Annotated in this window: 10 protein-coding genes, 2 tRNA genes and 1 pseudogene; 10 read left to right on the top strand and 3 right to left on the bottom strand. The window is 74.7% G+C overall.

Going from position 1 to position 14203, the window contains the following annotated elements; translation table 11 throughout:
* Position 1 precedes the first annotated feature (1 nt).
* From ACE1OA_RS16885 to ACE1OA_RS16860, 6 genes and pseudogenes are all read left to right on the top strand, one after another.
* Positions 2-1171 carry an acyl-CoA dehydrogenase family protein gene (locus ACE1OA_RS16885; protein WP_386542939.1) on the top strand — a complete coding sequence of 390 codons (1170 nt, stop codon included), beginning with the start codon at positions 2-4 and terminating at the stop codon, positions 1169-1171.
* A pseudogene (locus tag ACE1OA_RS16880) lies at positions 1168-1554 on the top strand (MaoC family dehydratase); the annotation flags it as partial. The gene ACE1OA_RS16885 and the pseudogene ACE1OA_RS16880, both read left to right, overlap by 4 nt.
* Before the next feature lie 203 nt (positions 1555-1757).
* Positions 1758-2924 (top strand): lipid-transfer protein, encoded by a 1167-nt coding sequence (locus ACE1OA_RS16875; protein WP_386542937.1) that lies wholly within the window; start codon positions 1758-1760, stop codon positions 2922-2924.
* Positions 2925-2976: 52 nt separating this feature from the next.
* Positions 2977-3933 (top strand): DUF1906 domain-containing protein, encoded by a 957-nt coding sequence (locus tag ACE1OA_RS16870; RefSeq protein ID WP_432752988.1) that lies wholly within the window; start codon positions 2977-2979, stop codon positions 3931-3933.
* Between the two features lie 250 nt (positions 3934-4183).
* The gene (locus ACE1OA_RS16865; RefSeq protein ID WP_356601244.1) at positions 4184-4774 is read left to right on the top strand and encodes a SigE family RNA polymerase sigma factor; all 591 of its coding nucleotides are present in this window, start codon (positions 4184-4186) and stop codon (positions 4772-4774) included.
* A 194-nt stretch (positions 4775-4968) separates the two neighbouring features.
* A complete protein-coding gene (locus ACE1OA_RS16860; RefSeq protein ID WP_432752987.1) occupies positions 4969-6615 on the top strand; it encodes a long-chain fatty acid--CoA ligase in 1647 nt (548 codons plus the stop codon).
* Positions 6616-6736: 121 nt separating this feature from the next.
* Here the strand turns inward: ACE1OA_RS16860 and ACE1OA_RS16855 are convergent, their stop codons facing one another.
* The gene (locus ACE1OA_RS16855; RefSeq protein ID WP_432752986.1) at positions 6737-10495 is read right to left on the bottom strand and encodes a PAS domain-containing protein; all 3759 of its coding nucleotides are present in this window, start codon (positions 10493-10495) and stop codon (positions 6737-6739) included.
* Positions 10496-10656: 161 nt separating this feature from the next.
* Positions 10657-11121, bottom strand: coding sequence for an SSI family serine proteinase inhibitor (locus ACE1OA_RS16850; protein WP_356601241.1), 465 nt, complete (start codon positions 11119-11121; stop codon positions 10657-10659).
* 202 nt (positions 11122-11323) lie between these two features.
* On the opposite strand from ACE1OA_RS16850, the gene ACE1OA_RS16845 reads away from it, so the two are divergent.
* Both ACE1OA_RS16845 and ACE1OA_RS16840 read left to right on the top strand, forming a co-directional pair.
* A tRNA-Ser gene (locus tag ACE1OA_RS16845) sits at positions 11324-11414 on the top strand.
* Positions 11415-11710: 296 nt separating this feature from the next.
* Positions 11711-11783: transfer RNA gene (locus ACE1OA_RS16840), tRNA-Arg, on the top strand.
* A gap of 116 nt (positions 11784-11899) precedes the next feature.
* On the opposite strand, the gene ACE1OA_RS16835 is transcribed toward ACE1OA_RS16840, so the two are convergent.
* Positions 11900-12310 (bottom strand): hypothetical protein, encoded by a 411-nt coding sequence (locus ACE1OA_RS16835; RefSeq protein ID WP_356601240.1) that lies wholly within the window; start codon positions 12308-12310, stop codon positions 11900-11902.
* Positions 12311-12666: 356 nt separating this feature from the next.
* Between ACE1OA_RS16835 and ACE1OA_RS16830 the strand changes: the two genes are divergently transcribed.
* Both ACE1OA_RS16830 and ACE1OA_RS16825 read left to right on the top strand, forming a co-directional pair.
* Positions 12667-13032, top strand: a complete 366-nt coding sequence (locus tag ACE1OA_RS16830; protein ID WP_356601239.1) for a DUF6083 domain-containing protein — start codon at positions 12667-12669, stop codon at positions 13030-13032.
* A 174-nt stretch (positions 13033-13206) separates the two neighbouring features.
* Positions 13207-14064: a DUF2797 domain-containing protein gene (locus ACE1OA_RS16825; RefSeq protein ID WP_384867964.1), complete on the top strand. Its 858-nt coding sequence runs from the start codon at positions 13207-13209 to the stop codon at positions 14062-14064.
* The last annotated feature ends 139 nt before the right edge of the window (positions 14065-14203 follow it).

The raw sequence follows: 14203 nt of genomic DNA, 5'->3' as shown, positions 1-14203 counted from the left end.
CATGGACTTCACGCCCACACAGGAGCAGGCCGCGGCCCAGGGGCTGGCGGCGCGGATCTTCGGCGATCTCGCCACGCACGAACGGCTCGCGGCCGCGGGCGGGGACAGCGACCCCGAGCTGTGGAAGGCCCTGTGCGCGGCCGGACTGCTGGAGGCGGTCGAGGAGACCGGGCTCCTCGGTCTCGTCCTGCTCGCCGAGGAGCAGGGCCGGACGACGGCCCAGGTGCCCTTCACTGCGAGCGCTGTGTACGGGCTCCTCGCCGTCGCCCGGCACGGCACGGACGAGCAGCGTGCCCGGCTGCTGCCCGGGCTCCGGGACGGTACGACCGTCGTGACCGGGGCGTTCCCGGACACCGGACGGATCAGGGCCGAGGCGGGCGGGCCGGGCGGCGGGGGCCTGCTCACCGGAACGGTCGACTGGGTGCCGTGGCTCAGGGACGCCACGCACGTCCTCCTCCCGGACCAGGACGCCGCGCTCTGGCTCGTCCCGCTGTCCCCGGCGGCCGGGCGCGCTCCGTCCGGAGCCGTGCCCGGCGCGAGCCCGTCGCCGGAGACCGGCGCAGCCTCCGAACCCGCCCCGCCCGCCGTGACCGTCACGCCCGTCGAGCTCACCGCGCCCTGGGCCGCGGGGCGGCTCGTGCTCGACGGCGCCCCGGGCGAGCGGCTCGGCGACGGTGCAGGCGGCGCAGGCGGGGCAGCCGGTGCCGCCGGCGCGGCGGTCCGCGCCTGCGTGCTGGCCGCGGCCAGGATCGCCTTCGCCGGGCTCCAGGCCGGGGTCTGCGCCGGCTCGCTGGCCCGCGCCGTCGCCCACACCACCGTGCGCGAGCAGTTCGGACGCCCCCTCGCCACCCGCCAGGCGGTGCAACTCCGAGCCGCCGACGCGTACATGGACACCGAGGCCATCCGCGTCACCGCCTACGAGGCGGCCTGGCGGCACGACCGGTCGCTGCCGGCCCAGGAGCACGCGCTGACCGCCGCCTGGTGGGCGTCGGAGGCGGGCAAGCGGGTCGTCCACGCCGGACAGCATCTGCACGGCGGCATGGGAGCGGACCTCGACCACCCCGTCCACCGGCACTTCCTGTGGGGCAGACAGCTCGACGCGTACCTCGGCCGCGGTACCGAACTCCTCGCCGAACTCGGCGACCTGCTCGCGAAGGGAGAGCCGTCATGAACGCCGGAGACGTCCTGCCGTCCCTGGAGATCCCGATCACCCGCACCCTGATCGTCGCCGGGGCGGTCGCCTCGCGGGATTACCAGGACGTGCACCACGACGCCGAACTCGCCCGGGAGAAGGGCTCCCCGGACATCTTCATGAACATCCTCACCACCAACGGGCTGGTCGGCCGCTACATCACCGACCACCTCGGTCCCGGGGCCGTGCTCCGGAAGGTGGCGATCCGGCTCGGCGCGCCCAACTACCCCGGGGACACGATGACGCTGACCGGGACGGTGGCCGAGGTCGACGGGGACACGGTCCGGGTCCGGGTGGTCGGGGCCAACGGGATCGGCCACCACGTCACGGGCACGGTGACGGTCACCCTGCCCCCGGCCGCCACTACCGGCACCGCGCCCGCCCCACCCGCCACCACGGCCACCGCGCCCGCCGCCACCTCCGGCTCGGCCAGGGAGCCCGCCGCACCCGCCACCACGGCCACCGCGCCCGCCGCCACCTCCGGCTCGGCCAGGGAGCCCGCCCCACCCGCAACCACGGCCACCGCGCCCGCCGCGGCACCCCGGAACGCACGGGAGGAGCGGGCATGAGCGTCCGCAGGGCCGACAGCCTCGGCGGCCGGGCCGCCATCGCCGGCATCGGCGCGACCGAGTTCTCCAAGGACTCCGGCCGCAGCGAGCTGAAGCTCGCCGTCGAGGCGGTCCACGCGGCGCTCGACGACGCCGGGCTCGACGTCGCCGACGTCGACGGCATGGTCACCTTCACGATGGACACGAGCCCCGAGATCACGGTCGCCCAGGCCGCCGGCATCGGGGAGCTCTCGTTCTTCTCCCGCATCCACTTCGGCGGCGGGGCCGCCTGCGCCACCGTCCAGCAGGCCGCCCTCGCCGTCGCCACCGGCGTCGCCGAGGTCGTCGTCTGCTACCGGGCGTTCAACGAGCGTTCGGGCCGCCGCTTCGGCTCCGGCGTCCAGCAGCGCGAACCCTCCGCCGAGGGTGCCGCGCTCGGCTGGCAGCTCCCCTTCGGGCTCCTCACCCCCGCCTCCTGGGTGGCCATGATCGCCCAGCGCTATCTGCACACGTACGGCCTGACCCCCGAGGCGTTCGGCCACGTGGCCGTCACCGACCGGCGCCACGCCGCCCGCAACCCCGCCGCCTACTTCCACGGGAAGCCGATCACCCTCGCCGACCACGCCGCCTCGCGCTGGATCGCCGAGCCGCTGCGCCTCCTCGACTGCTGCCAGGAGACCGACGGCGGACAGGCCCTCGTCGTCACCACGCCCGAGCGGGCCCGTGACCTGCGCCATCCGCCCGCCCTGGTCGTGGCCGCCGCGCAGGGCGCCGGACGCAACCAGGAGGCGATGACCAGCTTCTACCGGGACGACCTGACCGGTCTGCCCGAGATGGGCGTGGTGGCCCGGCAGCTGTGGCGGACGTCCGGACTGGCCCCCGGCGACATCGACGTCGGCATCCTCTACGACCACTTCACGCCGTTCGTCCTCATGCAGCTGGAGGAGCTCGGGTTCTGCGCGCCCGGCGAGGCGGCCGGTTTCGTGGCGGCGGACCGGCTGCCGCTGAACACCCACGGCGGCCAGCTCGGGGAGGCGTACCTCCACGGGATGAACGGCATCGCGGAGGCGGTGCGCCAGATGCGGGGCACGTCCGTGAACCAGGTGCCGGGCGCGTCGCGGGCGCTGGTCACGGCGGGTACCGGGGTTCCTACGTCCGGGTTGATCCTGGGCACGGACGGCTGAGGAGCCGGCCCGAGCGGTGGCCGGGCGGGGCGGACCGTTCTTCACTCGCCCCATGAACAGCTCCCCGGCCGCCGCGCCGTACCGCGACCGGTCCGTACGGGCGCGGCTCCTGCAGGCCGCTCTCGCCGTCGCGCTGCTCGTCGCCCCCGCGACGGCCGCCCCCACCCCTCCGACCGGCTCCGCGCGCGGAGCCGGTCCCCCTCGGACGGCCGGATCCGAGGCCCGGGGCGCCCCGGCGGCCCCGGGCGGCGGCTCCGTCACGTACCGGTACTTCACCGGGAAGGGCTTCGACACCTGTGAGGCCCCGTCGCTCGCGGTGATGGAGGCCTGGCTCGCGTCGCCGTATCGGGCCGTCGGCGTCTACTTCGGCGGTCGCGGCCGGGGCTGCCCGGCGCAGCCCAACCTGACCTCGCACTGGGTCGCCTCGGTGCACGCCCAGGGCTGGCGACTGCTCCCGGTCTTCGTCGGCTCGCAGGCGCCCTGCGTCTTCGCCCAGAACAAGAAGCACGTCCCGATCGGCGCCGACCCCTGGACCCAGGGCACCGAGGAGGGGGCCGACGCCGTCCGGGCGGCCGCCGCGCTCGGGATCACGCCGGGCAGCGCGCTCTACCTCGACATGGAGGCCTATCCGCTCACCGACTCCGTCTGCACCGAGACCACGCTGCTCTTCGTCCGGGCCTGGAACCGGGAGGTCCGCGGGCAGGGCTATCTGCCGGGCTTCTACAGCAGTGCCGACAGCGGTGTGCAGCACATGGAGGAGGCGCGGAAGGCCGGCTACGAGGACCTTCCCGCGGTGATCTGGTTCGCGCGCTGGCTGGGCGAGCCCGCGCTCTACTCGGAGAGCGCCCTGCCCATGCCCGCCTGGCTGGAGCACGGCCGGATCCACCAGTACGCGGGCAACGTCCGCGAGTCGTACGGGGGCCGCACCCTGACCATCGACCGGAACGCCGTCGACGGGCCGGTCGCCTCCATCGCCTCCGGCGACCCGTCCGTCCCCGTCTCCCACTGACCGGCGCCCGCCCTCACCCCACCGGCCCGACCCGGTGGGGGCCTCCTCCCCGCCGACCCCTCGGGGATGCCCGCGAGGTCCGGTCCTGCCCGCGGCACGGGGCCACGCACCCGCTCGCACCCCGTCCCGACCCTGAGTGGCTCTCCACCTTGAGGAGGTCCAGCTGTCCCCACCCCTACAACCTGAGGCGGAGTGCGGGTCGGGACCTGGGGCCGATCCCCCGGCACGCGCCCGCTCCTAGCGTGGAACCATGACTCCGCCACCCTCTGGCCCCGTCTGCACGGGCGCGTCCAAGGCCGCCACCGGTGTCGCCGCCGCGCCCGCCGGCCGCGCCGCCCTGGCCGCCGGCTACCCGTCGTTCGCCACCTACGTCCGGGCCCGCGGGCCCGTGCTGCTGCGCACCGCGCGCTCGCTGACCGCGAACCCGTTCGATGCCGAGGACCTGCTCCAGACCGCGCTGACCAAGACCTTCGTGGCCTGGGAACGGATCGAGGACCACCGTGCCCTGGACGGGTACGTCCGCCGCGCGCTGCTGAACACCCGGACGTCCCAGTGGCGCAAGCGCAAGGTCGACGAGTTCGCCTGCGACGAGCTGCCCGAGCCGGCCGGACTGCCCCAGGCGGACCCGGCCGAGCAGCAGGTGCTGCACGACGCCATGTGGCGGGCCGTGATGAAGCTCCCCGACCGCCAGCGGGCGATGGTCGTCCTCAGGTATTACGAGGACCTGAGCGAGGCGCAGACGGCGGAGGTGCTCGGTGTGTCGATCGGCACGGTCAAGAGCGCGGTGTCGCGGGCGCTCGGCAAGCTCCGCGAGGATCCCGAGCTGACTCCGGTGCGGTGAGGGCCGTCCCGGCCCGTGATTCCGTCGCCGCAGGGCGGATTCCGTGCCGGACGGAACGCCCGGACGGGCCCGGCGCCCCGCCCCCGCCAGCGATCACTGGCAATTTCCGTACTCCCGGGTAGTGACATACCGCGTGGTATGTGCGCAGAATCTGCACACCCTTACTGCCACGTAGCGCCCACCGGGAGGACGCCGTGCTGAGCACCATGCAGGACGTACAGCTGACCGTGACCCGCATCCTGAAGCACGGGATGACGATCCACGGGAAGTCACTGATCACCACCTGGACGGGCGAGCCCGAGCCGCAGCGCCGCACCTTCGCGGAGACGGGCGCACGTGCCACCCAGCTGGCCAACGCCCTGCGCGACGAACTCGGGGTCACCGGCGACCAGCGGGTCGCCACGCTCATGTGGAACAACGCCGAGCACGTCGAGGCGTACTTCGCGATCCCGTCCATGGGCGCGGTCCTGCACACCCTCAACCTGCGGCTTCCCCCCGAGCAGCTGGTGTGGATCGTCAACCACGCCGCCGACCGGGTCGTCCTCGTCAACGGCTCCCTCCTCCCGCTCCTCGCGCCGCTGCTGCCGCACCTGCCGACCCTCGAGCACATCGTGGTCGCGGGCCCCGGCGACCGGTCCGTCCTCGAGGGCGTCGCGCCGCGCGTGCACGACTACGAGGAGCTGATCGCGGGCCGGCCCACCACCTTCGACTGGCCGGAGCTGGACGAGCGCACGGCCGCGGCCATGTGCTACACCTCCGGCACCACCGGCGACCCCAAGGGCGTCGTCTACTCGCACCGCTCGATCTACCTGCACTCCATGCAGGTGAACATGGCCGAGTCGATGGGCCTGACCGAGAAGGACACGACCCTCGTCGTCGTCCCGCAGTTCCACGTCAACGCCTGGGGTCTGCCGCACGCCACCTTCATGACCGGCATCAACATGCTCATGCCGGACCGGTTCCTCCAGCCCGCCCCGCTCGCCGAGATGATCGAGCGCGAGAAGCCGAGCCACGCCGCCGCCGTCCCCACCATCTGGCAGGGCCTCCTCGCCGAGGTCACCGCCCACCCCCGCGACCTGTCCTCCATGCGCCAGGTCACCATCGGCGGCGCGGCCTGTCCCCCCTCGCTCATGGAGGCGTACGACAAGCTCGGCGTCCGGCTCTGCCACGCCTGGGGCATGACGGAGACGTCCCCCCTCGGCACCATGGCCCACCCGCCCGCCGGACTGACCGACGAGGAGGCGTGGCCCTACCGCGTCACCCAGGGCCGCTTCCCGGCCGGCGTCGAGGCGCGGCTGGTCGGCCCCGGCGGCGAACACCTCCCGTGGGACGGCGAGTCGGCGGGCGAGCTGGAGGTCCGCGGCACCTGGATCGCCGGCTCGTACTTCGGCGGCGTGGACGGCGAGGCGATCCGCCCGGCCGACAAGTTCAGCGAGGACGGCTGGCTGAAGACCGGTGACGTCGGCGTCATCAGCCCGGACGGCTACCTCACGCTCACCGACCGCGCCAAGGACGTCATCAAGTCCGGCGGCGAGTGGATCTCGAGCGTCGACCTCGAGAACGCGATCATGGCGCACCCCGAGGTCGCCGAGGCCGCGGTCGTCGCCGTACCGGACGAGAAGTGGGGCGAGCGCCCGCTGGCGACCGTCGTCCTCAAGGAGGGCGCCACGGTGGACTACGCGGCGCTGAAGGAGTTCCTCGGGCAGTCGGTCGCCAAGTGGCAGCTGCCGGAGCGCTGGTCGATCGTGCAGGCGGTGCCGAAGACGAGCGTGGGCAAGTTCGACAAGAAGGTGATCCGCCGGCAGTACGCGGACGGCGAGCTGGACGTGACGCAGCTGTAGCCCACCGAGGGCCGTGACAGCGGCGCGAGCACGAAGGGGAGGGGCGCGACGCCCCTCCCCTTCGACGTGGAGTCGCCCTTCCGGGCTTCCCGGGACAGGACCTGGGTCCTGTCCCGGGGACCTAGTTGGTGCCGATCTTCGCGAGCAGGTCCACGATCCGGGCCTGGACCTCGGTGGTGGTGGAACGCTCCGCGAGGAAGAGGACCGTCTCGCCCGCCGCGAGCTTCGGGAGGTCCGCCTCGTCGAGACCGGTCGAGGTGTAGACGACGAGCGGCGTGTGGTTCAACTGCCCGTTCGCCCGCAGCCAGTCGATGATCCCGGCCCGCCGGCGACGCACCTGCATCAGGTCCATCACCACCAGGTTCGGCCGCATCTGCGTGGCCAGCGTGACCGCCTCCGAGTCCGCCGCGGCGCGCGCCACCTGCATGCCGCGCCGCTCCAGGGTCGCCGCGAGCGCCTCCGCGATCTCGTCGTGCTCCTCGATCAGCAGCACGCGGGACGGGTGCTGCTCGCTGTCCCGCGGGGCGAGCGCCTTGAGCAGGACGGCGGGATCGGCGCCGTACGCCGCCTCCCGGGACGCCTGCCCGAGCCCGGCCGCGAGCAGCACCGGCACCTCGGCGGCGACGGCCGCCTGGCGCAGCGACTGGAGCGCGGTCCGGGTGATGGGGCCGGTCAGCGGGTCGACGAAGAGCGCGGCGGGGAACGCGGCGATCTGCGCGTCGACCTCCTCGCGGGAGTTCACGATCACCGGGCGGTAGCCGCGGTCGCTCAGCGCCTGCTGCGTCTGGACGTCCGGGGCGGGCCAGACCAGCAGCCGGCGCGGGTTGTCCAGCGGCTCCGGCGGCAGCTCGTCGTCGACCGGCTGGGGCAGCGGCCTGTTGGCGACCTCGACCGCGCCGCCCGGACCGTCCAGCGGCTCGGGCCCCTCGGCGGAGCCCTCGGCGGGCGCTCCTATGGCGTACGAACGGCCTTCGGGGACCGAGGGCACCCGCTTGGGCGCGGTGCCCGGCTGCGGATGGGGCTTGGCGGCGGTCTCCGTCGCCGTCCCGGCCGACGTCGCCGCGGCCGGCTGGGCGGTGCGGTCGCCGTCGGGCGGGGTGGCGAGCCTGCGCCGCCGCCCGGAGCCGTTCGAGGCACCGTTCTGACCGCCCTGGGTGCCCTGGCCGTTCGGGGTGCCCTGGCCGTTCTGCTGCGCGGCGATCTGCTGGGCGAAGGGGACGCCCTGCCCGAGCGTGCGCACGCTGAACGCCCGGCCGCTCTGCGTGGTCGTCACGTCGGTCGGAGCCTCGGCGGGCAAGGGCTGTGCCGGGGTCGGATGCGCGGACGTCGGCCGGGCGGGAGTCGGCAGCGCGGGCGGCAGCGGTACGGAGCCGGTGCCGCCGGCCGGGGCTCCGGCCCCCTGGGCGGCGGCCGGCGCGTCGGCGGGCGCCTCCTGCGCGGCCCCGTCCCGGACGGCGGCACGACGCCGGCCGGTCGCTCCGGGCAGCGGGTGCGCCTGCGGAGGCGTGTGATCGGTGTCCGGGCCGGACCGGGCGGCGTCGTGCCGCCCCTCGTCGCTCACCACCATTGGCGCGGGCATCGGCATCGGCATCGGCGCGGGCATCGGCGCCGGGCCCGCGGCGGGCACGAGTCCGGACGGCTGCGGGGACCCCGCGGCCGACACGGGGGCCGGGCCCGCGGCGTCGCCCTGGCCCGGGTCACCCCGGTCGGCGTCCGCCGGCGGCAGCGCGAACGGCGTGCGCGGACCGGACTCGGCCGCCGCCGCCCGCTCCTGAGCGGCGGCGAGCGCGCGCCGCCTGCGACCGGTGGGCCGGCCGTCCCCGGTGGACTCCCCGGCGCCCGCGATGGCGGGCAGCGCGCGGGCCAGGGCGGGTGCCTCGGCGGGCACACCCTGCGGCGGCACGGTGTTCCCGAGCGCGGCGCGCCCCTGGGCACCCTCGGCCGCGGTCACCACGGCGCCCTCCGCGGGACGGCCGCGACGCCGTCCGGTGGGCTCGGCCGCGACCGGCACGGCGCCCGTGCCGTCGCCGGGCAATGCCTCAGGGCCGGCACCGGGCGTGCCCGTGCCGGCGTTCTGGGCCGGGATCAGCTCCGCCGGGCCCTGAGCCGCCTCCGTACGCCCACGACGGCGCCCGGTGGGCTCCGCACCGCCCTCGACCGCCACAGGGCTCTCCAGGAACGCGTCGGTGGACGCCCGCCGGGCGCGCCGCCGCCCGCCGCCCTGGGTCTCCGAAGCCTGCGCGGGCAGTGCGAGCTGCCCGCCGCCCACGGAGCCGTCCTGCGGTACGGGCTGAGGCTCGGGTTCGGGGGCGGGCGGCGGCGCCACCGTGCCCCGGCCGGCGCCGAGCGGCACCTCCAGGACGTACGCGCTGCCGCTCATCCCGGGCACCTCGTGCGTCTGCACCACACCGCCGTGCGCCGCCACGATCCCGCGCACGATGGGCTGGTGGACCGGGTCGCCGCCGGCGTACGGCCCGCGCACCTCGATCCGTACGACGTCTCCGCGCTGCGCCGCCGCCACCACGATCGTGGAGTCGACGTAACCCGTACCCGCCACGACCTTGGCCTTGCCGGTCGAGTCGACCCCGGCCACGTCCGCGACCAGGTGCGCCAGCGCCGTCGCCAGCCGTCCCGCGTCGACCTCGGCCTCGATGGGCGGCGCGTGCACGGCGAACTGCGCCCGGCCCGGCCCGATGAGCTCCACGGCCCCGTCGACGCCGGCGGCCACGATGCCGTCGAGCAGCCCCACGCTCTTGGCGAGCTCCTCCGCACCGGCGTCCAGGCGCTGGTACCCGAGGACGTTGTCGACCAGCGTCGTCATCCGCGCGTATCCGGCGGCCAGGTGGTGCAGCAGCTGGTTCGCCTCCGGCCACAGCTGGCCGGCGTCGTCCGCGGCGAGCGTGGACAGCTCCGCGCGCAGCTCCTCCAGCGGCCCGCGAAGCGACTCGCCGAGGACGGCCGTCAGCTGCTCGTGCCGGGCGGTCAGCGCCTCGAACCGCTCGTTCTGCCGCTCCCGCTCCGCCGCGTGCTTCTCCGTGAGGTCGGCGACCTCCGTGGCGTGCTTCTCGGAGAGCTTCTCGTAGGGGCGCCGGTCGGTGAAGGTCATCACCGCGCCGACGAGCTGGTCGCCGTCCCGTACCGGCGCGGTCGTCAGGTCGACCGGTACCCGGTCGCCGTTCTTCGCCCACAGCACCTGCCCGCGGACCCGGTGCTTGCGCCCGGACTTGAGCGTGTCGGCGAGCGGCGACTCCTCGTACGGGAACGGCTCGCCGTCCGGACGGGAGTGCAGGATGAGCGGGTGCAGCTCCTTGCCGCCGAGATCGCTGGCGCGGAAGCCGAGGATCTGCGCGGCGGCCGGGTTGACGAGGACGACCTGCCCGTCGGTGTCCGTGCCGACGACGCCCTCGGCCGCGGCACGCAGGATCATCTCGGTCTGGCGCTGCGAGCGGGCGAGTTCGGCCTCGGTGTCGAGCGTGCCGGTGAGGTCCCGGACGACGAGCATGAGCAGCTCGTCGCCGGTGTAGCCGGTGTACGAGTCGTAGGCCTCGCGCCCGTCCTCCAGATTGGCGCTGGTGACCTCGACGGCGAACTCGCTGCCGTCGGTGCGGCGCGCGATCATCCGGGTCGGCTTGGTGCGGCCCCGCTCGTCGGCGTCCTCGGGCAGCCGCATCGACCCGGGGATCAGCCGGGAGTCGAAGGTGGGCAGCAGGTCGAGCAGCCCGCGGCCGACCAGAGCGGTGCCGGGGGTCTCGAACATGCCGAGGGCGATGGTGTTGGCGTTGACGACCGTGCCGTTGCAGTTGACGAGCACGAGGCCGTCGGGGAGGGCGTCGAGTATCGCTGCGAGGCGAGCAGCGCCTCGGGATGGCCTGCTGCTCACGACGACGCTTCCTCCCTGACCCACTGCACCTTGCCTGGCGGCTGGCCGCCCATCTTGCCCCGCGGGCCGCAGCCTGTCACTGAGAGGGAGTCTAAGGGCAGGCTCGGCGGGCGTGGGGCACGGTCGCATGCCTCCGGCAAGATCCGACCGTCATCCTCACGTCACCCCCGCACGATCGGAAGCACCGGCTCCAGGTTCTCCCAGCGGTCGATCTCGCAGCCGTCGGCCCGGGAGAAACGGGCGTCCACGCTGCGGCCCTGCCATTTTCCGGTGATGTGGGCGAGGGCCGGGCCGCCGTACTGCTGGGTGCAGAGCCGGTCCTTGTCGACCGGCCGGAAGGGGTCCGTGCCCTGCCGCGCGATCTGGTCGAGCCGCCGGCAGGCGTCCTTGGCGGCCGGGTGGTTCCCGCCGGCCCGCCCCTCGCACTCGAGCCGGAAGGTGCCGTCGGCCTTGGGGTGCCCGCTCTTGGAGACGGTCACGGTGAGGCCGTCCGCCTCCGCAAGCAGCGACAGCGGCGGAATCGGCCCCAGCACCGGGGCCTCGACGGCGCCGGCGGTGGGGGCGGCCGAGGCGGTGGCGAGGGTCGCGAAGGTCGCGAAGGTCGCGAGGACAGAGCGGCGCAGCATACGAACTCCAGGGACGCGGGTGGCAGGCGGTTGATGCCCCACTCCCTCTAACGCTCCGTACTGCCGTTCGTTGCGCAACCGGAGTGCGCCGCGGGGCTTTGCCCTGGGCCCCGGAGGACTAGTACGGTGAGAAGCGATTGGTGACGCACGGCTCGCCTGTGTCATCATCTGCACGCACCATCCGCGCCCGCGCGGGGTGCATGGAGGCGTCGCCTAGTCCGGTCTATGGCGCCGCACTGCTAATGCGGTTTGGGCCTTAAAGCCCATCGAGGGTTCAAATCCCTCCGCCTCCGCCCCTACCGAAGCCCCGGCCCCACGGCCGGGGCTTCGGCCGTTTCCGGGCGCGCACGGGTCTTGCCTTCCCGGGCCCCACCCGGTCCGGGCTCGGACCCCGTTCGGGCCGGTCCCCGCCCCTTCCGGCCGTGGGGAACCCGTGTCCCCTTCACCCGTCCGGCGGACACGCCACCACTCTCAGAGGGTGTTTTCGCAGGTCAGAGGGGGTCTGGCTAATGGATTTCGCGTCACGGCGCAGGTCATGTAATGTTGTCCACGCAACGCCGACCGGCAAGAAAAAAGCCGGGAAGCACAAGCACTCGTAGCTTAACGGATAGAGCATCTGACTACGGATCAGAAGGTTGCAGGTTCGAATCCTGCCGAGTGCACAGCCCGAGAGGCCCCGGACGAAAGTCCGGGGCCTCTCGCGTTTCCGGGGTGTCCCGGCGCGGTGACGGGGTGGCAATCCGGCGCGGGTGCGGGGTCCGTGGGCGGTGGTTCCCGCTCACCCCCGGGGGAGAGTCGGCGGGCGGTCCCGGTGGACGGCCGCGACCACGGCGGTCACGCCGGCGGTCACGGCGAGGCTTCCGATCATGACCATGCCGACGCCGATCACGAAGAGGCCGCTGGAGTCGTCCGACCAGTCGTAGAAGGCGGCGACGGTCAGGCCGGCCGAGGTGCCCAGGACCGCGTCCGCGAAGTAGCCCTTGAACGCCGCCCAGTACACCGGCACCAGCAGCGTCAGCACCAGCCCGATCACCTGCCAGGCCTCGTACGGGCCGGTCGTCGACCCGTCGGGGTGCACGTCGCGGTGCTGGTCCCAGCCCAGCCACGCGGCCCACAGCGCGAGCGCCGCCAGGGCCGTCGTGAGTGTCGCCGGCAGCCGGGGGGTGAGGTTCCGAGGTCCTTGTCGCATGGTCCCAGCGTCGCCCCTCGTGCCCGTGCCCGGGCAGAGCGCACCTACTCAGCTTCACCCGGGTGTTGTGACTCAGGAGGGCCGCCCACGTGATCGGCCGGCGGGCGCCGTCCGGTTCGCGGACCCGGCGCCGCGCGGCGGACCGCGTCACCGGGCTCGTCCCCGTCGGTTTCCGGCTCAAGGCGGCCACCGCACCGTCCTGACCGCGCCAACGCGGCCGGATCGCGACCTGTCAGGACCGTGTGTCGGCGCTCACACTCGGGCGTATGGGGGCGACAGGGGACTTTCCGGGATCGGTCTGCCAGGGGTGTGGGACGGAGGGCACCGGCGTGCGGGCGCGGGGCCGGATCAGTCTCATGGCCGTGCTCTGCGACGCCTGCTGGAACCGCGCCGCCAACGACCTGGCCGCGGACGAGGGCGCCACGGCCGCGCCCCGGCCCGATCCGGATCCCGAGGACACGGCGTGGATCGAGCCGGCGCCCTGCCGGGAGTGCGGCGCCGAGGTGCGGGTGTTCCCGACGAACTACGACCGCTGGATCATGCTGGCCACCGTCGAGCTGCCCGCCAAGGACGTCCCCCCGCGGTTCCGTTGGCGGCTGGTGCACGGGCAGGACGGGTTGGTGGCCGTGCGCGTCCGGGGGATCGAGCCGGCGCTCGGTGATCCGGTGGTTCCGGACCACCGCATGCTGTGCCCCGCGGAGGAGGCGTCGGCCCGTCCGTGAGACGCCCGGCTTCCGGCAGGGGGATACGGGTCCCTGGGCGGGTGCACGGTGTGCGGGGGCGCGTGCGGCTTCCGGGACCCGAACGCGCCCGGGCGCCCCGGCGCGAAGGCCGCCGCGGCCGTGGTCCCGTGGCGCAGACTGGTCGCTCCGGAGGCGTGGGACGGGAGTGAGCACGTGGTGTGGCGGTGTGCCGGGTTGCGGTGGAACGGCGGCGTGCCGGGACTGCGGTGGGAGGGCGGGCGGGTGTCCGCGCTCGGTTACGGGCAGCAGCTCGGTTTCCGGGCCGTGGGGCCGCGCCGGTGCCCCGGGGCCCGCGGCAACCCCTGCCCGCTCGACGCGACCGTGCCCGCCCGCAGCACCGGCGGCCAGTGCCCCGAGTGCGCCCGCCTCGACCGGCTGCACTCGGTGGCGGCGGACACGACCGCCGACGACCCGCGGCCGTACCGCGTGTACCTCGCCTGGTTCGGGCCCGGGATGGTCAAGGTCGGGATCACGGCGGAGGCCCGGGGTGACGCCCGGCTGCTGGAACAGGGGGCCGTCGCCTTCGGCTGGCTCGGGCGGGGCCCGCTCATGGCCGCCCGGCGGACCGAGGAACTGCTGCGGCACGCGCTGAAGGTGCCCGACCGGATCCCGTACGCGCAGAAGCGCGCCGTACGCCACGACCTGCCGCCCGTCGCCGAGCGCGCCCGCGAGATCGAGGAGCTGCACCGGCGGGCAGTCGGGCTCGCCGGATGGGCGGAGACGCTGGAGCCGCTTCCCCCGCGGGTGCACGACCACGGCGAGGCTTTCCGGCTCGACGCGCTGCCGCCGCTCGACGGCTCCGTCGCCGAGCTCGTCGACGGCGGCGCGGTCTCCGGCCGGCTGCTCGCCGCCGCCGGCCCCGACCTGCACCTGCTGGACCCGGCGGGGCGGGCGCTCGCCCTCGACACCCGGCTGATGAGCGGCTGGGGACTCGTCTCCGCCTCCCCCGGCGAAGCCGTCTCCGTACCGGTCCTCGGCCACACGCCGCAGCGCCAGGACGGCCTCTTCTGACCCGCACGGGACCTGCCGAGGACCCGCCGCGGACCTGCCACCGCGGAGCCTGAACGGACCCGCCGCGGACCCGGTGCCGCCGGCCGCCCCGCCCGGACCCGGTGCCGCCCCCCGACCTGCCCGCCCCGACCGGTGACCG

Origin of the sequence: Streptomyces sp. JL2001, from assembly GCF_050917515.1 — a bacterium.
GTDB lineage: Bacteria > Actinomycetota > Actinomycetes > Streptomycetales > Streptomycetaceae > Streptomyces.
The sequence above is the reverse complement of the archived record's forward strand: the minus strand, read 5'-3'. Positions and strand labels throughout refer to the sequence as shown.